The sequence below is a fragment of the Thermopolyspora flexuosa genome, from assembly GCF_006716785.1.
Lineage (GTDB): Bacteria > Actinomycetota > Actinomycetes > Streptosporangiales > Streptosporangiaceae > Thermopolyspora > Thermopolyspora flexuosa.
Genome location: NZ_VFPQ01000001.1, coordinates 3,779,424 through 3,799,726, shown reverse-complemented (window position 1 = coordinate 3,799,726; position 20,303 = coordinate 3,779,424). Strand labels below are relative to the sequence as shown.

At 71.3% G+C, this 20,303-nt stretch carries 14 protein-coding genes, 7 tRNA genes and 1 rRNA gene; 7 read left to right on the top strand and 15 right to left on the bottom strand.

Annotated elements, in window-relative coordinates; all coding sequences use genetic code 11:
• Positions 1-6: 6 nt before the first annotated feature.
• A complete protein-coding gene (locus tag FHX40_RS16075; protein WP_142260384.1) occupies positions 7-909 on the top strand; it encodes a TIGR03564 family F420-dependent LLM class oxidoreductase in 903 nt (300 codons plus the stop codon).
• A gap of 53 nt (positions 910-962) precedes the next feature.
• Positions 963-1,958 (top strand): XdhC family protein, encoded by a 996-nt coding sequence (locus FHX40_RS16070; protein WP_142260383.1) that lies wholly within the window; start codon positions 963-965, stop codon positions 1,956-1,958.
• A gap of 201 nt (positions 1,959-2,159) precedes the next feature.
• Here FHX40_RS16070 and FHX40_RS16065 read toward each other — a convergent pair whose 3' ends face one another.
• Entirely contained in the window at positions 2,160-2,654 is a 495-nt protein-coding gene (locus FHX40_RS16065; protein ID WP_142260382.1) for a beta-class carbonic anhydrase, read from the bottom strand.
• A 500-nt stretch (positions 2,655-3,154) separates the two neighbouring features.
• Between FHX40_RS16065 and FHX40_RS16060 the strand changes: the two genes are divergently transcribed.
• The gene (locus tag FHX40_RS16060; protein ID WP_142260381.1) at positions 3,155-4,312 is read left to right on the top strand and encodes a winged helix DNA-binding domain-containing protein; all 1,158 of its coding nucleotides are present in this window, start codon (positions 3,155-3,157) and stop codon (positions 4,310-4,312) included.
• Positions 4,313-4,329: 17 nt separating this feature from the next.
• Here FHX40_RS16060 and FHX40_RS16055 read toward each other — a convergent pair whose 3' ends face one another.
• Positions 4,330-5,322: a DNA polymerase ligase N-terminal domain-containing protein gene (locus FHX40_RS16055; protein WP_142260380.1), complete on the bottom strand. Its 993-nt coding sequence runs from the start codon at positions 5,320-5,322 to the stop codon at positions 4,330-4,332.
• Positions 5,323-5,622: 300 nt separating this feature from the next.
• Between FHX40_RS16055 and FHX40_RS16050 the strand changes: the two genes are divergently transcribed.
• A complete protein-coding gene (locus tag FHX40_RS16050) occupies positions 5,623-6,075 on the top strand; it encodes an iron chaperone (RefSeq protein WP_211350290.1) in 453 nt (150 codons plus the stop codon).
• 337 nt (positions 6,076-6,412) lie between these two features.
• On the opposite strand, the gene FHX40_RS16045 is transcribed toward FHX40_RS16050, so the two are convergent.
• The 4 genes from FHX40_RS16045 to leuE form a co-directional block, all read right to left on the bottom strand.
• Complete coding sequence (locus FHX40_RS16045) at positions 6,413-7,141, bottom strand: SDR family oxidoreductase (RefSeq protein ID WP_142260378.1); 729 nt, start codon at positions 7,139-7,141, stop codon at positions 6,413-6,415.
• A gap of 60 nt (positions 7,142-7,201) precedes the next feature.
• Entirely contained in the window at positions 7,202-7,870 is a 669-nt protein-coding gene (locus FHX40_RS16040) for a DedA family protein (protein ID WP_142260377.1), read from the bottom strand.
• 189 nt (positions 7,871-8,059) lie between these two features.
• Entirely contained in the window at positions 8,060-8,713 is a 654-nt protein-coding gene (locus tag FHX40_RS16035; protein WP_142260376.1) for a VC0807 family protein, read from the bottom strand.
• A gap of 246 nt (positions 8,714-8,959) precedes the next feature.
• Entirely contained in the window at positions 8,960-9,640 is a 681-nt protein-coding gene (gene leuE / locus FHX40_RS16030; RefSeq protein WP_142260375.1) for a leucine efflux protein LeuE, read from the bottom strand.
• Between the two features lie 514 nt (positions 9,641-10,154).
• Here leuE and FHX40_RS16025 point away from each other — a divergent pair.
• Positions 10,155-11,423: a metallophosphoesterase gene (locus FHX40_RS16025; RefSeq protein WP_229788938.1), complete on the top strand. Its 1,269-nt coding sequence runs from the start codon at positions 10,155-10,157 to the stop codon at positions 11,421-11,423.
• Positions 11,424-11,534: 111 nt separating this feature from the next.
• Here the strand turns inward: FHX40_RS16025 and FHX40_RS16020 are convergent.
• The 8 genes from FHX40_RS16020 to FHX40_RS15995 form a co-directional block, all read right to left on the bottom strand.
• Positions 11,535-11,607: transfer RNA gene (locus FHX40_RS16020), tRNA-Glu, on the bottom strand.
• 293 nt (positions 11,608-11,900) lie between these two features.
• A tRNA-Leu gene (locus FHX40_RS16015) sits at positions 11,901-11,977 on the bottom strand.
• A 173-nt stretch (positions 11,978-12,150) separates the two neighbouring features.
• Positions 12,151-12,221 (bottom strand) — tRNA-Arg (locus tag FHX40_RS25130).
• A gap of 201 nt (positions 12,222-12,422) precedes the next feature.
• Positions 12,423-12,493: transfer RNA gene (locus tag FHX40_RS25125), tRNA-Arg, on the bottom strand.
• A 215-nt stretch (positions 12,494-12,708) separates the two neighbouring features.
• Positions 12,709-12,780, bottom strand: a tRNA-Gly gene (locus tag FHX40_RS16010).
• A 14-nt stretch (positions 12,781-12,794) separates the two neighbouring features.
• Positions 12,795-12,869: transfer RNA gene (locus tag FHX40_RS16005), tRNA-Pro, on the bottom strand.
• 36 nt (positions 12,870-12,905) lie between these two features.
• Positions 12,906-12,976: transfer RNA gene (locus FHX40_RS16000), tRNA-Ala, on the bottom strand.
• 847 nt (positions 12,977-13,823) lie between these two features.
• Positions 13,824-14,843 carry a DUF2382 domain-containing protein gene (locus tag FHX40_RS15995; protein WP_142260373.1) on the bottom strand — a complete coding sequence of 340 codons (1,020 nt, stop codon included), beginning with the start codon at positions 14,841-14,843 and terminating at the stop codon, positions 13,824-13,826.
• Positions 14,844-15,148: 305 nt separating this feature from the next.
• On the opposite strand from FHX40_RS15995, the gene FHX40_RS15990 reads away from it, so the two are divergent.
• Entirely contained in the window at positions 15,149-16,387 is a 1,239-nt protein-coding gene (locus FHX40_RS15990) for a hypothetical protein (protein WP_142260372.1), read from the top strand.
• A 93-nt stretch (positions 16,388-16,480) separates the two neighbouring features.
• Here the strand turns inward: FHX40_RS15990 and FHX40_RS15985 are convergent, their stop codons facing one another.
• Positions 16,481-17,704 (bottom strand): AI-2E family transporter, encoded by a 1,224-nt coding sequence (locus FHX40_RS15985; protein WP_229788935.1) that lies wholly within the window; start codon positions 17,702-17,704, stop codon positions 16,481-16,483.
• A 577-nt stretch (positions 17,705-18,281) separates the two neighbouring features.
• On the opposite strand from FHX40_RS15985, the gene FHX40_RS15980 reads away from it, so the two are divergent.
• Positions 18,282-19,818, top strand: a 16S ribosomal RNA gene (locus FHX40_RS15980).
• The last annotated feature ends 485 nt before the right edge of the window (positions 19,819-20,303 follow it).

Below are 20,303 nucleotides of genomic sequence, written 5' to 3'. Positions count from 1 at the left end.
CACGGTATGCGCATCGGACTCTACGTCACCGCGCCGTCCGGGCCGGACGCGATCGACCGCCTGCACACGGAGATCGTGCAGGCGGAACGGGACGGGTTCGCCACGGTCTGGCTGTCGCACATCTTCGGCCTTGACGCGCTGACCGCGCTCGCCGTCGCGGGCCGGGGCGTGCCGCGGATCGAGTTCTGCACCGCGGTGGTGCCGATCTACCCGCGGCATCCGGCGGCGCTCGCCCAGCAGGCGCTCACCGCGAACGCCGCGCTCGGCGGGCGGCTCACCCTCGGCATCGGGGTGTCCCACAAGGTCACCACCGAGGACATGTACGGCTACCGCTTCGACCGCCCGGCCCGGCACATGGACGAGTACCTGTCGGTCCTGCTGCCGCTCATGCGCGGCGAGCGGGCCGACTTCGACGGCGAGACCGTCACCGCCCACATCGCCCTGGAGGCCCCGGGCACCGGTGCCTCGGTGCTGCTCGCCGCGATGGCCCCGCGCATGCTGCGCATGGCGGGGGAGCGGGCCGACGGCACCGTGCTGTGGATGACCGGCCCGAGGACCGTCGCCGAGCACATCGTGCCCACGATCACCGCGGCGGCGGAGGCGGCCGGCCGTCCCGCGCCCCGGGTGGTGTGCGGGCTGCCGATCTGCGTCACCGACGACCCCGAGACGGTCCGGGCCCGCGCCGACCGGGTCTTCGCGGGGTACGGCGAGCTGCCCTCCTACCGCGCGATGCTCGACCGCGAGGGCGCCAGGGGCCCGGGCGACGTCGCCATCGTCGGGGACGAGAAGGCGGTCTCCGCCGCGCTCGAGAACCTCGCCGCGGCCGGCGTCACCGACTTCGCCGCCTCGGTGTTCGCCCGCGGCGAGGAGGCGGCACGTACCCGTGCGCTGCTGAAATCCCTCCTGTAGCACGCTCCGCGGGACCCTGTGGGACCCTGCGCACCGCGGCGGATAATGGGCCAATGCGTGACATTGTTCGCACGGTGCGACGGTGGCGGGAGGAACAGGTGGCCGGCGCGGTGGTGCGTCCGGTCGCCGAGAGCGGCCTGGGCGCCCGCCGGGCCGACGCCGCCCTCGCGATCAGCGCCAAGGGCGAGCGGGCCGGCGACCTGTACGGCGGGGCCGCCGACGCGGCGGTCTCCGCCACCGCCCGCGAGGTGATCGACGACGGCCGGGCCCGGCTGCTCGACGTCGAGCTGTCCGAGGACGCCGCGGTGAGCGCGGGTCTCGCCTGCGGCGGGCGGGCCCGGCTGCTGTTCCAGCCCGTCGTGGACCTGCCGCCCGCCTGGTGGGAGGCGATCGAACGCCCCCAGGGTGCGGCGCTGGTCACGCCGCTCGGCGACGCCCCCGGCCCGAGCACGGCGGTGACCCCGGACGGCGCGGTCCACCCGGGCCCGGACGGCGGCGAGGTGCCCGGCGAGGTGCTCGACGTCGCCCGCAGGCGGCTGGCGAAGAACCGCGGCACCCGGGAGATCGTCACGGCCGCGGGCGCGGACTACCTGGTGGAGACCGCGGCGGCGCCGCCGCACCTGCTCGTGGTCGGCGGCGGCGAGCTCGGCGCCGCGCTGGTGCGGCAGGCGCGGCTGCTGCGCTGGGAGGGCGAGTCGGTGCCGACCGCGGCCGAGGCGGTCGCCCGCTACGCCGCCAACACCTGCCTCGTCGTGCTCAGCCACGACCCGGCGATCGACACCCCGGCGCTCACCGCGGCCCTCGAGGCCGGGATCCCGTACGTGGGCGCGCTCGGCGCCCGGCACACCCAGGAGTCCCGGGCCGAGCGGCTGCGCGCCGAGGGCGTGTCCGACGAGAAGATCGCCTCGATCCGCGGGCCGGTCGGGCTCGACCTCGGCGCCCGCAGCCCGGAGGAGACCGCCCTCGCCGTCTGCGCCGAGATCCTCTCCGTGCTCTCCGGCCGCGCCCCCGTGCCGCTGCGGGACACCACGGGCGCGATCAACGCCTGACCGCCCGCCGCGGGGGCGTCCGGTGCACGACGCCGCACGGTCGCCGTGATCCGCGACCGTGCGGCGATTTCGTGAGCGGACCCTTTTTCCAGTGCTGTCGCGGAAATTCACGGGCCGCGTGTGACGGCCGGAACCGGCCGTGACCGGTGTCCGCGGTTATTTACCGGAAAAGGCGCGGGACGCCTGCGGCGGCGCCCGGGCTCAGGGGCGGACCTCCCGCAGCCTTCCGGTTTCCACCTCGTATACGAATCCGCGGATCGAGTCCTTGTACGGAATGCACGGATCGGCCTTGATGCGGTTGATCGACTGGATGACGTCGGCCTCGAGGTCGGTGAAGGACTCGACCGCCCAGTCGGGTTTGACGCCGACCTCCTCCTCGATCTGCCGCTTGAACGAGTCGTCGGTGAACTTCTGCATTCCGCAGTCGGTGTGGTGAATGAGAATGATCTCCCGGGTGCCGAGCATTCGCTGACTGATCGCCAGGCTGCGCCGCTCGTCCGCGGTCACCACGCCGCCCGCGTTGCAGATGACGTGGGCGTCCCCCTCGGCGAGTCCGAGCAGCTTGTACACGTTGATCCGGGCGTCCATGCAGCAGATCACCGCCACCTGCTTGGCGGGCCGTGCCGGAGGGCGGAGCCCGCTCAATTGGGGGCCGTACTTCTCGGCGTTCGCGACGAGTTCATCGGTGACGCTCATCGGTACCTCCGCGCCGGACTCCGGTCCGTCCGGCTTTTTTCATGGATTCACTTGTGAATATCTGGCCGCCGCACCTGGACAGGCCGGATGACCGCGTGACGCGGGTGAGGAAAAGGGGAGAGCGCACCGACCGATTTCGGCGGGTTCCGTGGGCTTCGGCCGGTGACCATATCCTGACGCGAACGGCCGGATGAGAAAAGATTGGTGAGACGAAGGTCACACGAGCGATATGCGGCCGTGGGAAAGCACCGGCATTACCCGGAAGGCGGCCGATACCACCCGGTGGTATTTTCGCCTCGGGCGGTCGGCACGGCCCGCGCGCCGTGGAATTCGGGGCGGACCGGGCCGCGGCGGTTCACCGCCCGGCCGGCACACGCGCGGCGGTGCGGGATCTCGCCGCCGGGCGCCGCCTTGGGGCGGCGCGGCCGGTCCCGTGGTCCTTCGCGGCGGTCCGTCCGGCGCGCCGGGAATTGTCGGACCCGCGGCCTACTCTCGCTCACGTGGACGAGCCGAAGACCGCCGCACGGACCCTCACCCGCCGCGAGCTCAACCGGGCCCTGCTGGCACGCCAGGGCCTGCTCGACCGGTTGCCCCTCGCACCGGCCGCGGCGGTCGGGCGGGTCGGCGCGCTGCAGATGCAGTACTGGCCGTCGCTCGGCCCGGCGCTGTGGAGCCGCACCACCCCGTGCCCGCCCGGCGCCCCGTTCGCCGCCCACGCCTCCGGCGCGCTGCTGACCGGCACGCTGCTGCGCGGCACCATCCACACCGTCCCCGCCGCGGACCACCCCGCGTACGCGGTGGTCACCGGCGCCTCGGCGGTCTCCCAGTGGCGCAACCGCACCGATCCGCCACCGGCCGCGCCCGTGGCCGAGCTGCGGGCGGAGCTGCTCGCCCACACCGCCCGGCCGCGCACCGTGGCGGAGGTGTGCGCGTTCATCGAATCCTGGGTGGCACGCAACCCGGGCGTGTTCCGGGACGCCGAGCTGAGGTACCAGCGCGAGCGGGGCTGGCGGCCGTTCTGCGGCAAGGTGTGGCTGGTGCGGGTGCCACGGGACGGCCGCTGGGACGGCCGCACCCCGACCGCGCTGCAGGCCGCGCCGGTCACCGAGGGGCCGGAGCCGGACGAGGCGCTGCGCACCGTGATCCGCCGCCACCTCGCCGCCTTCGGTCCCGCCGCGGCCGAGGACGTCGCGAACTGGATCGGCTGGAACCTCACCCCGGTGCGTGCCGCCCTGCGCGCCATGGACGACCTGGTCGTGTTCGCCGACGAGGCGGGCCGCATGCTGTACGACCTGCCCGACGCCCCGCGGCCCGGCCCCGACGTCGAGGCCCCGGTGCGCCTGCTGGCCTGGTTCGACAGCGTGCTGCTCGCCTACCGGCCCGCGCACCGCGACCGCATCCTGCCGGACCGGCACCGGGACGAGGTGTTCTGCAAGCGCAACGGCCAGGTGAGGGCGTCCTTCCTGGTGGACGGCATGGTCGCGGGCATCTGGTCGGTCGACGCCACCCGCCGCGAGGAGGCGGTCGTCACGCTCACCCCGCTCGAGCCCGTGCCGCGGGCGGCCCGCGACGCGCTGCTCGCCGAGGCGGAGGCGATGGCCCGCTTCTGCCGCCCCGACGCCCTGCGCCATCGCGTGCACCTGGAGGAGGCGCCCTGATGGCGGCGATCCGGCGGTCAGCCGGGCACCAGCAGCCACGCCTCCGAGTCGGTGCCCGGTTCGTAGCGGGAGTCGAGGCGTTTGGCGACGACCCCGGGCAGGCCGCGCTCGCGCGCCACCTGCCGCACGGCCGCGTCCGCGCCGGTGAAACTCGGGGCGGTCTGCCAGTGCGGGCCGACCAGGCCGAGCCCGTCGAGCAGCTCCCGGCGCCGGCGGTACGGCTCGCCGAACAGCGCGTGCCCGTCGAGGTACAGCAGATCGAAGATCACGTAGGTGGCGGCGCCCATCTGGTCCGTGACCTCCCCGTCGAGCACCGCGGGCCGCGCGCCGAGCTGCTCGCCGAGCCCGCGGAGCCCGGGATACTCCCGGGTCACGTCCGCGCCGTCGGCGTCGGTGAGCCGCACCTGGCCGCCCTCCACGTAGGCGAGCACGCGCCGCCCGCCCCAGGCGAACTCGAACGCGTGGCGCTCCGGATCGTCCGGCGGACGCGAGCGCCGTACCGCCCGCATGGGCGCGACGGCGCGGGGGAGCGGCTCCTCGGCGGGATCGGCCGGCGGGTCCATGCGGTGGATCAGCCAGTTGCGCCCGCGGGTCCGGAACAGCACGTACCGTCCGGACACCCGCGAGCCGTGGAGCACGACCTTCACCTCGCGGTCGGTCCACTTCTCCGTCTCGTACCTGCCGCGATCCCAGATCAGCACCCGGCCGGCGCCGTACTCCCCGCGGGGGATCTCCCCCGCGAACGCCGCGTACTCCAGCGGATGGTCCTCGGTGTGCACCGCGAGGCGGTTGTCCGCCGGGGTGCGCGGCAGCCCTTTGGGCACCGCCCACGACACGAGCACGCCGTCCCGCTCCAGGCGCAGATCCCAGTGCAGCCGGCGGGCGTGGTGCTCCTGGATGACGAACGTGTCGTCCCCGCCGGTGGGGAGCGGGCCCGTGGCGGGCACGGGCTCGGGCGTGCGCTCGCGGTCGCGTCTGTCCCGGTATTCGGCGAGTCGGTCAGCCGTCATGGGGTCTCTCTACCCGGTGACCGCGCCGGCAGCGGGGGCCCGGGGGAGACGTGCGCCGCGCGCCGGTGCGGCCGCGGGGGCGCAGGACCGGCTCCCCGGGGCAGGGCGCCCCCTGGCCCGCGCACGCGACGCAGGGTGCGACCGAGGTCGTTTGCCCAGGCCGGAACGACATGGGACCGACCCCTCCCGTGGGGAGCGGGACCGCATGGGCCGTTGCCGCCACGCGCGTCCGGGCAGAGGACCGACCGGGCCCGGCAACGGCGCGAACCGATGACCGATCACAGGATGGGAGCAAGGACCATGGCCAAGAACAGCGGGTACGAGGGGTTCACCGCCGAGGAGCGGGCCGCGATGAAGGAGCACGCCGAGGAGCAGAAGCGGGCGGCCCGCCGTACCGGCTCCCGCGCGGAGAAGGCGGCGCAGGCCGAGCGCGAGGTGGTCGAGAAGATCGCCACCTTCGAGGACGCGGACCGGGAGATGGCCGAGCGCATCCACGCCATCGTCAAGTCCACTTCCCCGGAGCTCGCGCCGCGGCTCTGGTACGGCATGCCCGCCTACGCGCTCGACGGCAAGGTCCTCTGCTTCTTCCAGCCCGCGGCGAAGTTCAAGACGCGGTACGCGACCCTCGGCTTCAACGACGTCGCGAAGCTGGACGAGGGCACGATGTGGCCGACCGCGTTCGCGCTGACCAAGGTGACCCCCGAGGTGGAGGAGCAGATCACCGCGCTGGTACGGCGCGCCGTGGCCGCCTGACCTGCTGAGCCGTGGCCCGGCGTGCCCACGGCGGCGCCCGGCCGTGGACCGGCGCCGATCCGGACACCGGAGTCCACGGCACGGTGCCGTCGCGCCGCGGAAGACGCGAGGACCTCGTCGCCCGCCCATCCGACCGCCTGCCGGATGGGCGGGAGGGCCTCGCCACGCTCCGCCCCGCCCGCCCCGGCTCGCCCGTGACGTCGGGCGACGGTGACCCGCGAACCGGCCGTGACCCGACCCGCCGCGCCGGTGGTGATCGCGCCGAATCGGGCGCGGAGGGGGTGGCGGCCACGTGCCCGACGGCAGGGCCGGATCGGCGGGCGCGGTGGCCCGGAGGTCAGCTCATGGTCTTGCCGCCGTTGACGGCGAGGCGCTGGCCGGTGATGAACCGGGCGCCGGGGGAGGCGAGGAACGCGACGGCCTCGGCGACGTCGGCGGGTCTGCCCATGCGCCCGAGGAGCACACCGGCCTGGTACTCGGAGGTGTCGAGGCCGGCGTGGCGCTCCACGGGGATCCAGCCGGGCTCGACGGTGTTGACGGTGATGCCGAGCGGGCCGAGCTCCCGCGCCCACGAGCGGGTGAGGCCGTGCATCGCGGCCTTCGCGGCGACGTAGTGGCCGAACTCGGCGTTGCCCAGGTCGGTGACCTCGCTGCCGATGTTGATGATCGCCCCGGAGCCGGCCGCGCGCATGCCGGGCAGCACGGCCTGCAGGATCAGCAGCGGGGCCTTGACGAAGAAGCGGAGCTGGTCGAGGTGGTCCTGCCAGGTCTGCTTCTCGAGCGGGATCTCCGGCTGCGGGCCGGTGGCGTTGTTCACCACCACGCTGATCGGCCCCCAGGTCCGCAGGATCTCGTCGATCCCCTGGCGGACGGACCCCTCGTCGGTCACGTCGAAGCGCGCGGCCCGCGCGGTGTTCCCCTGCGCGGTGATCCGGTCGACCACGGCCGTGGCCCCGGCGGTGTCATGGGCGTAGTTCACCACGACCGGCCAGCCGTCCGCCGCCAGCCGTTCGGCGATGGCCGCCCCGAGCCCCCGCGAGGCGCCGGTTACGAGAGCGCATCCCATGAAATTTTCACCCCGTTTGTAGAGATACGCCCACATTTTGGAGGAATGTCGGCGCGTGCACTACTCGGCTGACACGCCGGTGGCGAGTTTGGCGGGTTCCTCCATCTCGTCCGCGTTCCGCGCCGCCGCCGCCGCGCGCCGGGTCCTCCGGCGCCGGACGTACCGGACCACCTCGACGACGATCGTCACCCCGATCGCGATGGCGAAGCCGAGCAGCAGGCCCCTGATCGGGTCGTTCTCGAACGCCGCGCCGCCCACGTAGCCGATCGCCACCGCGTAGCAGCCCCAGGAGATCGCGGCGATCGCGTCGAAGAACGCGAACCGGCGGCGCGAGTAGCTCACCGCGCCCGCGGTGATCGTGGTCGCGGTGCGCCCGCCCGGGATGTAGCGGGCGATCACCAGCACGAGGCCGCCGCGTTCCCGGAGCGCCCGGTCGGCCCAGTCGAACACCGCCTGCGCCCGCCCGCGCCGGCGCAGCCGCCCGATCGAGGACCTGCCGAGCAGGTACGAGATGTGGTCTCCGAGGAAGGCGCCGACCGCCGCGACGGCGATGACCAGCGGGACCTCGGGGGTTCCCGTCGACGCGGCGAACACCCCCGCGGTGATCACCGCGGTCTCGCTCGGCACGGCCGGGAAGAAGGCGTCCACCACCGCGATCGCGAAGATCGCCACGTACAGCCAGGGGGACGCGATCGCCTGGTGGAGGAAGTCAAGGATGGCTTGGGACACGGGGGTCGCACTCCGGTCTTGTCGGCGGTTGGGTCTGTTTCGTCGATCTCGAACCGGGAGGCGGCGTCCCGGCGGCATGCACCAGCGTGCCGCCACAGGGCCGCCATGCCTATGCGGGATCCCCCCGAGTTCGCCATCCGTGCACCCTGAAATCTTCCCTGATGCGGCCGTCGCGCGTGACCGGTACCCCTACGCCGCGGCGGCGAGGGCCTTCGGCGCCTCCAGGTGCAGGCGGCGCAACAGCCGGAGGAAGGCGAGCACCGAGAACGCCGCGGCCGTGCCGCTGATCACGGCGATGGCGGCGGTGCGCACGATCAGGTAGGTGCCGATCGACTGGTTGAGCAGCAGCCAGATGCTCATCACCGAGTTGGTGAGCAGCACGAACGCCCAGAGCAGGGTGATCCGCGCGAAGAACCGCCGCACCCGTTCGTGCCGCAGCACGAACGCGGGCAGGTGGATGTAGTCGCAGGTGAGCCGCTCGACCAGCGGACGGCGCAGCCGTACCGAGGCGAGGAAGGCGAACGCGATGCAGATCGTGCCGAGCTCCGGCTGGATGAAGTAGACCACGGCGCTGCCGGTCCACCAGCCGAGCGCGGCCCGCGCCGTGATCGCGATCGCGGCGAGCAGCATCGTGCCGGGCACCGGCCGGCGCCGGATCAGCCGCCAGCCGACACCCGCGTACACCCAGGCCACGGCGGCGATCAGCGCGCCGGTCAGCCCCAGCGCGGCGAGCGCCGCGTAGAAGACCACCAGCGGCGCCACCACACCCTCCAGCAGCCGGGGAATGGCCTGCCTGATCAGCGCGGTCATCCGGGGGAGAACCACGGACGACGGGTGCGTCATGCTGCTGCTCCACGGAGAAGACGGGATTCGGGCGTCACGATTTCGTCGTCTACCCGGTGGCGGGGTCGTCACGACGACCGGCGACGCCCACCGGCGACGCGCATCGCACACCTTACGGCAACAGCAGCCCAAGTATCACGCTTTAGCCACAATTGATGCCTGAAACGGTAAAGCTCCGCTGGAAACGCAGGAGCCCACCGCGGCACGGGAAGGAGGCGCGGGGGTACGGCCGGGCGGCCGGGGCGGTCAGGCGAGGCTGGCGGTGGCCAGCTTCGCGCCGAATCCGAGGAACAGCGCCCCCACCGTCGAGGTCATGCCGGCCGACAGCTTGCGGCGCCGCCGGAACTGCGTGGCGAGGAAGGTGCCGCCGAAGATCAGCACGCTCAGGTACGAGATGCTGAAGAACTGCAGGATCGCGCCGAGGATGAGGAAGGACAGCGCGGGCGAGCTGTACGACGGGTCGACGAACTGGATGAAGAACGAGACGAAGAAGAGGATCGCCTTGGGGTTGAGCAGGCTGATCAGGAGCGCCCGGCGGAACGGGTCACCGTTCCGGCCATCGGCCGCGGCGATCGCCTGACCCGGCTCCTCGGCGGGCCCGGCGGCGACCTCGGTCTTGGGCGCGCGCCACGCCCGCCACGCCGCGCGCAGCATCTGCAGGCCGATCCAGCCGAGGTAGACCGCACCGGCGTACTTGACGATCGCGAAGAGCAGCGGGTGCGACTTGAGCAGTGAGGCCACGCCCGCCGCGGACAACACCATCAGCACGGTGTCGCCGACGAAGACCCCGGCGGCGGCGCGGTACCCCTTGCGGACCCCGTCGCGGGCGGCGGTCGCGAGCACGAGCAGGGAGTTGGGCCCGGGCATCAGGATGATGAGGAACGCTCCGATGACGTAGGTCCACAGATCCGTGATGCCGAAGAACATGCCTCACCGCTCCAGTGACGCAACAGGTGATAAGGGGATAACTGTCTATCATCCTCACATGTCGCCACAGATGGGCGGTACCGAATTCCGCCCCGCCGCCTCCGTCCCGGCCATGCGCCCGTGACGCCACGAGCGTCGCGGCCTCGCACCACGGGCGGCGTGCGCCGTGTCGGCCGCCGTGCCCATCCCCATGCCCGGCGCCGCGTGCGGCACAAGGCGACCGCGCGATTTACCGGCGGCCAGGACGACCCACCGCCCTCCATCCCGCACGGTGCGTCCGCCGCCACGCGCTCTCCGGTCGCGCGTACGGCGCGCTCGATCCGCGTCGGCAGGCGTGGTGTCGGCCGAGACCGGCTTGGTCCGGCCGCGGCCGTGAAGGCCGAGGTACGGGATCGGCCGCCGGGCGGCCAGAGCCCTTCGGCGCCCGGCGGGCGCGGACGCGTCGGCCGGGGGTGCGCCAGGGCGCGAGCGCAGGGCTGCGCGCAGGACGACAGGAAGGCTGAGACTTAGAAACGTGTTCATCCTGCTTCTTCTCGGGACGACGTGCGCCCTGCACGGGTACCTGTGGTGGCGCCTCGTGCGGAACACGACCGCCCGGGGTACGGCATGGCGGCGGCTGGGCACCGCGCTGGTCCTGGCCGGACCGGCACTTCTCGCCATCGTCCTGATCGGCGGGCGCAACGGCCTGCCGTTCGAGCTGGTCCAGATCCTGGCCTGGCCCGCGTACCTGTGGCTCGCGCTGGCGGCGTATCTGACGATCGCCCTTCTCGCCGGCGAGATCGTCCGGCCCGTGCTGCTGCGGTGGCTGCGTCGCAGGCACGCCCGCCGCCAGGTGGCCGTGCCCGTCCCGGCCCCGGCGGCGGTCGCGGTGCCGTCGGCCGCCGCATCGGACGACGCGGAGCAGGGGGCGCCCACCGCGGAGTCCCTGGACGGCCGCGCCGAGGACGACCTGCAGGATCCGGCGCGGCGCAGGTTCGTGGCCCGGCTGGTCGGCGGGGCCGCGGGCGTGGTGGCGGCGGGCACGGTCGGCTACGGCACCTACGGTGTGCTGCGCGGCCCCGGCGTCAAGCACGTGACGGTGCCGCTGGCCAAGCTGCCGCGCGCGGCGCACGGGTTCCGCATCGCGGTGGTCAGCGACATCCACCTGGGCGCGGTGCTGGGCCGCGGCTTCGCCGAGAAGGTCGTGGCGACGGTGAACGCCACCCAGCCGCACCTGATCGCCGTGGTCGGCGACCTGGTGGACGGCACGGTGGAGGACCTGCGCTCGGCGGTCGAGCCCCTCGCCGGTCTGCGCGCCCGCCACGGCGCCTTCTTCGTGACCGGCAACCACGAGTACTTCTCCGGCGTGGAGGAGTGGACCCGGCACGTGCAGGAGCTGGGGCTGCGGTTGCTCGCCAACGAGCGGGTGGAGCTGGCCGCGTTCGACCTGGCGGGGGTGAACGACGTCACCGGCGAGCGCTACGGCGACGGCCCCGACTTCGCCGCCGCGTTGGGCGACCGGGACCCGGCGCGGGCCACGGTACTGCTGGCGCACCAGCCGATCGTGATCCACGAGGCCGTGCGGCACGGGGTCGACCTGCAGCTTTCGGGGCACACCCACGGCGGCCAGATGTGGCCGGTCACCCATCTGGCGGGCCTGGTGAATCCGACGGTGGCCGGGCTGGATCGGTACGGGGACACCTATCTATACGTGACGCGTGGCGCGGGCGCGTGGGGTCCGCCGACCCGGGTGGGCGCGCCGTCGGATGTGACGGTGGTGGAGCTGGCGTCGACCCAGGCCTGAACCCCGCGCGAGCGCGCGTTCGCGGCCACGACCTCGGCCCGCCCATGGGGTCGGGCGGCATCGGGAGCCGTGCACTCCGGTACGGCCGCAGCGATCTGCTGACGTCTTCGGTGCCCCGTGCCGGAGTCGAACCGGTCGCCTTCAGGGTGAAAGCCTGATGTCCTTGCCGTTAGACCAACGGGGCGGTGAACCGGCCGATCGTCCCGGACGACGACCGGGTTCGGCCTTTCCGCTCCACGGCGTGCCGTGCAGCCGGATGGAGGCCATTACGATGCGACGGCCCCGGTGAGCGGTGCCATGATCGCGGGTCGCCGTCCGGATGCCGGCGCGAGGTGTCGCTCGGCCGATCGCAGGGTGGCGACCTCGCCCTGACATCGGCGACGCCGCCACCCCGCGACGCGGTCCCCGCCACGGTGTCCCCATCCACCGCGCGGTACCTTCTCGATCCCCTTTCGAGCACACGGACCTTTGCCCGCGTGGTGCCGCCCCCGGGATTCGAACCCGGATCTTCCGCGCCCTGAACGCGGCGCCTCTGCCGATTGGGCCAGGACGGCATGTGATGGCCTGATGACCCGGGACTCACCATCGACCTCGGGCCGGACGCCATCACAGGGTGCCTTGCGGCTGTCCGCGCCCCATGTGGCGTGGCCCCGTCGGTGACGGCGCGCCGGTCGTCGTGAGCACCTGCGGTCACCCGGCCATGCGGTGCGCGGCCTTGTGGGCCGCGTGGTCCCCCCGCCCGGAATCGAACCGGGTGACCGGGCTTCGGAGGCCCGGCCGCACGTCCATTGCCGAGGGGCGAGCCCGCGCCTTGCGGCACGGGTCGCGCGTCCGTTCCGCGGTGTGGCCGGTACGGCGTGGCGCCGGTGACCGGATGGACAATCCGGCCCGGCCAGGCGCGACCGTGCCGACCCGCGTGGGCGTACACGGTGAACGCGCTTGCCGTGTGCGGTCATGCGAGCCGAATGGCTCACGCGGTGCGCGGCCTTGTGGGCCGCGTGGTCCCCCCGCCCGGAATCGAACCGGGTGACCGGGCTTCGGAGGCCCGGCCGCACGTCCATTGCCGAGGGGCGAGCCCGCGCCTTGCGGCACGGGTCGCGCGTCCGTTCCGGTGGCGTGGCCGTACGGACGCGAGTGGCCGTCAACCGGGCGGGGGTCGCCACTCCCGCCGCCGAGTACCGGCCGATACCGGGCGTTCCGCCGTACCGCCGACGCCGTCCGCCGACCACGCCCGGCGTCGTACGGTCCGGTCGGCCGTTCCCGGTGCCCTATTCCTTCAGGGCCGAGCCGCAGCGGGGAGTCGAACCCCGTCCTACCGGTTGGAAGCCGGTCGCCTCACCCCTTCGGCTTCTGCGGCGTGGGCGTCCGGAGTCCGAGTGGCAGGATTCGAACCTGCGTCCTTCTGCTCCCAAGGCAGACGGGCCGGCCTGGCTGCCCCACACTCGGTCGTCGTACGGCACCGCCGCACACCGGACGCCCTCGTGGACCGACAGGGAATCGAACCCTGAACTCCTGCTTGCAAGGCAGGTGTGATCCCGTTTCACCATCAGCCCGAGAAGGTGCCCGTCGCGGCCGCCGGAAAGGGCTCGGTAAGGACGGAAGGGGGGCGGCCCACGGGCTCTGCCGCCGTCCGCGCTCACGGGCGGACGGCCCCACCGCGTCGGCGGATTCGGGAATGGCAGCGTTCGGAAACGCCGTGTCGTCCACTGTGAAGTTGTCGAAAAACCACGCCCCGACCATGTCGACGGGCAGGACGGAATTTCGTCCGGGTACTGAATCCGGCTCGCCCGCCACCAGCCGTGGGCAGGCGTCCATTCGACGGTCGAAAACGATTGGGAGTGTCGGTGAATTCCGCTCCGATATGACGAAGCCGCCCATCGGGTGCCTACCCGGGGCGGCCTCCGTGCATCGGCTGACTACACGGATACCGCCGGTGGCGCGAGCCCGGCACCAAGGGCGACGCGCCGCAGACCGGGCGCACGCCGCTCGGACGCGTGCCAGGCGAATTCGTGCGGAATCATCGTCGTGCTCCTCGTGCCGGTCTCGCCGTTCGGTTCCTGTATTCCTTACGATAGAGCGCCCTCACCGGGCCGCCAAGTGATTTTCCAGAGAGATCGCCGGACCCTCCGGATCGCGCGCGACGAGCTTTTCGCCGTTCGCGCATTCAGGAAGGTAACGCGGGACGGCGCCGATCGGCCACACAATTCAACGCCGACCGCAGGCGTGTTCCCGCGGTACCACCGATGCCCGGCCATCTCGGTGGACGCCCGCGCCGCCCCGGCCACGGCCCACCCACGCCCCGGGGTCACCGGCAATGCCGGTGGAAACGCAAGCGGCCCGCACGCCCTCCGGCGGCGACACCGGAGGACCGCGCGGGCGCGAAGCGCGAGAACCGGTGGATCAGATCATCGGAAGTTCCCGCTCGGGGCGGGTGGAGCCGGTGTAGTGCACGTCGTCCTCGTCGATCTCGACGCGTTCCTTCCGGACCTCGCCGCGCACGGTCTCCTCGACCGGAACCTGCTTGACCCGGATGCGGATGCGCTCCACCGGATAGGCCTCCGTGGTGACCACGGGCCGCTCCTCACGCAGGATGATCTCCTGCTCGTCCTCGCCGATCTCCCGGATCTCGTCGACCGTCGGGTCGGTGATCTGCTCCCGCTCGACGATGATCTCCTCGCGGACGAGCTGGATCGTGCCCTCCGCCTCCTCGGTCTCCACGAAGCGGCGCACGCGCACCCGCCCGGCCTCGCGGGTCTCCTTGGTGATGCGCAGCCGCTCCTCGAAGCGCGTGATCGTCAGCTCACCCTGGCCCTCGCCGGCCGTGCGGGCCTCGAGCCGGGCCGGGTCATAGCCGAGCGCGGGGTCGTACCCGAGCGCCGTGTCGTATCCCGGCGTGGACTCGTGCGCGGTCGTCGTGTCGTAGCCGGGGATCGGGTCGTAGACGCTGAGGTCGGGCACGGCGTGCGAGGAGGTGCGCGTCCGCCCTAACCCGGTGACCGAGGAGTGTGCCTCCGCCGTACCGGCCGACCCGGTCGTGCCGTCGCCGTGCACCGGGTCCAGCACGTCGGCCCGGTGCCGCGCGGCCTGCGGGGCGCTCGGCACGTGGGGCTGCGCGAGGCCGTAGTGCCGGTAGAGCTGGGTCTCCTCCTCGACCGACAGATGCTGGCCGACGTCGAGGTGCGGGGCCTCCTTCACCAGGTTCTTGTCGTACGGCACGTGCAGCTCCTCGCCGACGTGCCGGGCGTGGCGCAGCGGAACGAAGCTCTCCCGCATGCCGAACAGTCCGGTGCGGACGGTCACCCACTCGGGTTGTCGCGACGCGTCGTTGAGATAGACCTGCCCGACCTTGCCGATCTCTTCCCCGTTGACACCGATGATCTTGCACCCGATGAGTTGTTTGACCTGAGTCTCCGTGGCCATGACCACTGCCCCCCGTAGAGTCCGCCGCGCAGGCCCGCAAGCGGGCCGACCGGTATCAGCAGTGCGTGATCGCACGCTCACCCTTTGTCATATCAGCCAAACGCTTGGAAATCAGCCACCACCGGCGAGAAGTTACGCGCGTGTCATCCCACCGCAGGTCGTACCTTCGCCGACGCCGCCCGCCCGGCCGTACGGAGGGGACCACAAAGGGGTACGGCGGACAGGACACGATCCGTGCACGATGCGGTCGTGATCGGGTTGCCGAGTGGGCGTAGGGCGGCGAGATCCGGCAGGCTAGGACCGCCATGGACTACGCAATTCCCACAGGGATCATCCTTGTCACCGGTGTCGTGCTCGCGATCGTCGCCCAGTGGAAGGGGTGGCGGCCGTCACTTCCCGTGATCCTCGCGGTCGGGATCGCTTTCCGAGTGGCGATCATGGCCATGTCGGCGGCTGACAGCTGGCAGCCGGTCGACTACGAGAGAAGCTTTTACCCGGCCGGGCAGGCGGTGCTGGAACGGCGTGACCCGGTGCTCGAGGGCAACCACGGCTGGCACTTCCTGCCCATGATTCCGTACGCCTACGCCCTGCTGCTGTGGATCGGCATCCCGTGGGAAGTGGCCGGGCGGCTTGTCACCGTGGTCTGTGACATCATCCTCATCCCGCTCGTCGGCAGGCTCGCCGGTGGCGAGAAGGCCTCGCTGCGCGCCTTCCAGTACGCGTGCAACCCGCTGGCGATCCTCGTCGCCTCGGTGCACGGCCAGGTCGAGCCGGTCTCGCTGGTGTTCGCGGTGGCGGCGTTCATCGTGGCCCGGAACGCGCGGACCGAACGGCCGGTGCGCAACGCGATCCTCGCCGGCCTGCTGATGGGCCTGGCGCTGTGCGCCAAGAGCTGGCCGATCTGGCTCGTCCCGGGCATGCTGCTCTTCCTGCCCGACCTGCGCGCCCGCGCGTACGCGTTCTTCAGCACCGGGGTGCCGCCGATCTTCTTCTTCGTCACGCTGCCGATCGGCGCGGGCACGGAGATCTCGCAGCTGCCCGAGGTCGTCAGGATCATCGGCTCCGTCCGGCCGATCATCGGCGAGTGGGGCTGGACCGCGATCGCCGTCGACGGAAACTGGACCCTCGACGCCGACCTCGCCCGCATCGGCCAGTACATGATCTACGGCACGCTGCTCGTCGTGCTGATCCTGTGGCGCAAGGCCGACCCGATCGACCTCGCCACCGCGATGCTGCTGGCGTTCATGGTGGTGACGCCCCGGCTCGGCGCGCAGTACCTCATGTGGTTCATGCCGTTCCTCGTCGCCCGCCCGACCCGGTTCGCCTGGCCGGCGATCCTCGGGTGCTCGCTGTGGGCCGGGCTCGGCTACATGTACCTGACGCAGTCCCCCGAGCTGTGGGCGGCCCTGCACTCGCCGTGGGCGAAGAGCTCGGTCATCCTGCTGCCGATCCTCGTGGCGGCGATGCCCTGGGACCGGCGGAAGGCCCCGGAGGATCCCCGGCGACCGGGGAAGGAGCCCTCGGTCGCGGCGGCGGCCACCTGACCCGACCGTGCCGGACGGGCACGCCGGTGATCTGCGCGGGTACGGCGAGACCCGGTACGGCCCGGCCCGGCACGTGACGCGTCCGGCCGTGCCTCAGCGTGCCGCGGCCGCCCCCGGCGGCGGGGGACGGTCCGGGCCGGGCGGCGAAGGCGGCGGCCCGGAAGGCGACGGCGGGGCGGCGGCCCGCGTGGGAGGACGGGAGGCCGGCCGCTCCGCCTCGGGCCGCTCGTCCTGCGGTCCTTTCCCCGGCGTCGGGCGCGACCCCGCCGTCGACCGGTCCTCCGGCGGTGGCTCGCCGGACAGGAGCACGGCGGCCCACTCCGCGCCGGGATCGCTGTCCACGAGCAGCGCGCGGGTGAGGAGGCTGAGCGGGATCGCGAGCAGCGCGCCCAGCGGCCCGAGGACGAAGGTCCACAGGATGAGGGACAGGAACGTGACCGTGGTGGACAGCCCGACCGCGTCGCCGAGGAACTTGGGCTGGATGAAGGACTGAATCACCACGTTGATCGCCACGTACGCGACGATGACGAGGATCATCGTCCGCAGGCCGCCCTCCAGCAGGCCCAGCAGTGCCGGCGGCGCCAGCCCGATGATGAAGCCGATGTTCGGGATGTAGTTCGTGATCAGGGCGAGGATGCCCCACAGCAGCGGCAGCGGCACCCCGAGGATGTAGAGCGCGGCCACGTCGAGGACCGCGCAGATGAGGCCGAAGAACGTCGACACGATCAGGTACCGGCGCACCTGCTGCGCGAACTTCACCAGCGCCGCGATCGGCCCCGCCCGGTTCTCCCCGAGGTGGCCGAGGGCGCGCGCGAACTTCGGCGCGTCCAGGCTCATGGCGAGCAGCAGCACGGCGATGAGGAACAGGCTGGACAGCACGCCGATCAGGCCGGACAGCAACTGCTGGGCGAGCTCCAGCAGCTGTCCGGGGTCGAACGATTCCAGTGCCCGGCTGATCTCGGCGCTGCCGTACCCGAGCCGGGCCGCCCACCGCTGTGCGTCGGCCACGAGCTGGTTGAGCTGGTCGGAGTACGTGGGGATGAGTACGGCGAGCTGCGCGATCGACAGGGTGAGCACGGCCACCATGCCCAGCAGGAACACGATGAGCAGGGCGAGCGGCGCCGCGATGATCGTCCAGCCGGGCGCGCGCCGGTCGGTGAGCCACTCGCGCACCGGCGACACCGCGATCACCAGGACCAGCGCGAGCACGACCGGCCCCACGATCGACGAGACCTCCCGGATGCCCGCGAGGACCACGATCGCCGACGCCGTGCCCAGCAGGACCGTGAGGGCACGGGGGATCCGCTGCTCAGCCACGCCCCCTACCTACCCGGCGCGGTCGGGAAACCTCGGCGGAACGCGACCCGCTTCTCGATCGTTACCAGGATTGGCAAGAGCTGATCCGGGGAACTGCTATGGTTTTGGACGTCGGCGAGATCGACGCGGTCCCCGGCACGCGGACGCGAGTCCGGTGGAGGCGTCGATCGACCGGCCGGCCTCTGACGGAGCTCATCCCAAGATCAATTCGCGTAGCGGATGTGGGATGGCTAGGTTTAGGGGCCGCCCCTGCAGGGCAGGGGTGCGGATCCAACCGGATTAGTACGGTCTGGGGGGTTTACCCCGATTCAGGGGTGGTTCGCCCGGGCTGGACAGGTCTGGTAAGATTGAACCGACGAGGTACGCCCCGGGTGCTGGGACGTGGGTTCCGGTGGCCTGGTGTACGCGTCCGTTCCTTGAGAACTCAACAGTGTGTCAAAAGCCAGTGCATGAGCTTTACCCCGTCATGCCAGGCGCTGCTCGGCAAGGCCTCGGGCTTTGCTGAGAGGTGTGTCTGGGTGATGGTTTTGCTGGGATGTCCCTCTTCGTGGGGGGTGTCTCAAGGGTGTTGAGGCATCTCATGGAGAGTTTGATCCTGGCTCAGGACGAACGCTGGCGGCGTGCTTAACACATGCAAGTCGAGCGGAAAGGCCCCTTCGGGGGTACTCGAGCGGCGAACGGGTGAGTAACACGTGAGCAACCTGCCCTCGACTCTGGGATAAGCCTGGGAAACCGGGTCTAATACCGGATACGACCTGCTCCCGCATGGGGGCGGGTGGAAAGGTGCCCTGTTTGGGGTTTCCGGTCGGGGATGGGCTCGCGGCCTATCAGCTTGTTGGTGGGGTAACGGCCTACCAAGGCGACGACGGGTAGCCGGCCTGAGAGGGCGACCGGCCACACTGGGACTGAGACACGGCCCAGACTCCTACGGGAGGCAGCAGTGGGGAATATTGCGCAATGGGCGGAAGCCTGACGCAGCGACGCCGCGTGGGGGATGAAGGCCTTCGGGTTGTAAACCTCTTTCGGCAGGGACGAAGGTGACGTGTACCTGCGGAAGAAGCGCCGGCTAACTACGTGCCAGCAGCCGCGGTAATACGTAGGGCGCGAGCGTTGTCCGGAATTATTGGGCGTAAAGAGCTCGTAGGCGGCTGGTCGCGTCTGCCGTGAAAGCCCGCGGCTTAACCGTGGGTCTGCGGTGGATACGGGCCGGCTAGAGGCAGGCAGGGGCAAGTGGAATTCCTGGTGTAGCGGTGAAATGCGCAGATATCAGGAGGAACACCGGTGGCGAAGGCGGCTTGCTGGGCCTGTCCTGACGCTGAGGAGCGAAAGCGTGGGGAGCGAACAGGATTAGATACCCTGGTAGTCCACGCCGTAAACGTTGGGCGCTAGGTGTGGGGTTCTTCCACGGGCTCCGTGCCGTAGCTAACGCATTAAGCGCCCCGCCTGGGGAGTACGGCCGCAAGGCTAAAACTCAAAGGAATTGACGGGGGCCCGCACAAGCGGCGGAGCATGTTGCTTAATTCGACGCAACGCGAAGAACCTTACCAAGGCTTGACATCACCCGGAAACGTCCAGAGATGGGCGCTCCCTTCGGGGCTGGGTGACAGGTGGTGCATGGCTGTCGTCAGCTCGTGTCGTGAGATGTTGGGTTAAGTCCCGCAACGAGCGCAACCCTCGTCCCATGTTGCCAGCACGCCCTTTTGGGTGGTGGGGACTCATGGGAGACTGCCGGGGTCAACTCGGAGGAAGGTGGGGATGACGTCAAGTCATCATGCCCCTTATGCCTTGGGCTGCAAACATGCTACAATGGCCGGTACAGTGGGTTGCGAGCCTGTGAGGGGGAGCGAATCCCTAAAAGCCGGTCTCAGTTCGGATTGGGGTCTGCAACTCGACCCCATGAAGTCGGAGTCGCTAGTAATCGCAGATCAGCAATGCTGCGGTGAATACGTTCCCGGGCCTTGTACACACCGCCCGTCACGTCATGAAAGTCGGCAACACCCGAAGCCCGTGGCCTAACCGGTTTCCGGGGGGAGCGGTCGAAGGTGGGGCCGGCGATTGGGACGAAGTCGTAACAAGGTAGCCGTACCGGAAGGTGCGGCTGGATCACCTCCTTTCTAAGGAGCACTCGGCCTGGCTGCTGTTCTGCATGGGGCAGGATGGTGGTTGTGGTCCATGGGCCGCGTTCGCAGGCGTGTGGTCTGCGCGTGGTGTGCTCGTGATCGTGGAGCGCTGGTTATTCAGGCTGCCGGGTCGGCTGCCGGCCGCTAGTACCGCCCATTGCTCTTTGGAGTGGTGGGAGTGGGAATGTGGTTGTGGCGGGGTCTGGTGGTTTGGGCACACTGTTGGGTCCTGAGGGAACGGGCCTGTTGGTCTGGTCCCTTGTGGACGGTGCCGGTCTCCGTCATACCGGCTGTCACCTGATCCCCGGTCTACCTCTGTGTGGGCTTGAGGGGATGGGTGGGGGTGTCTGGTGGCGGGTTGGGCTGGTGGCTGTTTGTTGCTTGTGAACTGCATAGTGGACGCGAGCGTCTTGTGTGGCCGCGCCGTGTGTCTGCGGCCGGCGACCTAAGAGCGCTTGCTGGTCACACCGGTGACCGGA

What these genes read in the sequence shown, in the direction of transcription:
- FHX40_RS16075 (WP_142260384.1), top strand. Translation starts at nt 7, where the DNA reads ATGCGCATCGGACTCTACGTCACCGCGCCGTCCGGGCCGGACGCGATC.
- FHX40_RS16070 (WP_142260383.1), top strand. Translation starts at nt 963, where the DNA reads ATGCGTGACATTGTTCGCACGGTGCGACGGTGGCGGGAGGAACAGGTG.
- FHX40_RS16065 (WP_142260382.1), bottom strand. Translation starts at nt 2,654, where the DNA reads ATGAGCGTCACCGATGAACTCGTCGCGAACGCCGAGAAGTACGGCCCC.
- FHX40_RS16055 (WP_142260380.1), bottom strand. Translation starts at nt 5,322, where the DNA reads ATGACGGCTGACCGACTCGCCGAATACCGGGACAGACGCGACCGCGAG.
- FHX40_RS16050 (WP_211350290.1), top strand. Translation starts at nt 5,623, where the DNA reads ATGGCCAAGAACAGCGGGTACGAGGGGTTCACCGCCGAGGAGCGGGCC.
- FHX40_RS16045 (WP_142260378.1), bottom strand. Translation starts at nt 7,141, where the DNA reads ATGGGATGCGCTCTCGTAACCGGCGCCTCGCGGGGGCTCGGGGCGGCC.
- FHX40_RS16035 (WP_142260376.1), bottom strand. Translation starts at nt 8,713, where the DNA reads ATGACGCACCCGTCGTCCGTGGTTCTCCCCCGGATGACCGCGCTGATC.
- leuE (WP_142260375.1), bottom strand. Translation starts at nt 9,640, where the DNA reads ATGTTCTTCGGCATCACGGATCTGTGGACCTACGTCATCGGAGCGTTC.
- FHX40_RS15995 (WP_142260373.1), bottom strand. Translation starts at nt 14,843, where the DNA reads ATGGCCACGGAGACTCAGGTCAAACAACTCATCGGGTGCAAGATCATC.
- FHX40_RS15990 (WP_142260372.1), top strand. Translation starts at nt 15,149, where the DNA reads ATGGACTACGCAATTCCCACAGGGATCATCCTTGTCACCGGTGTCGTG.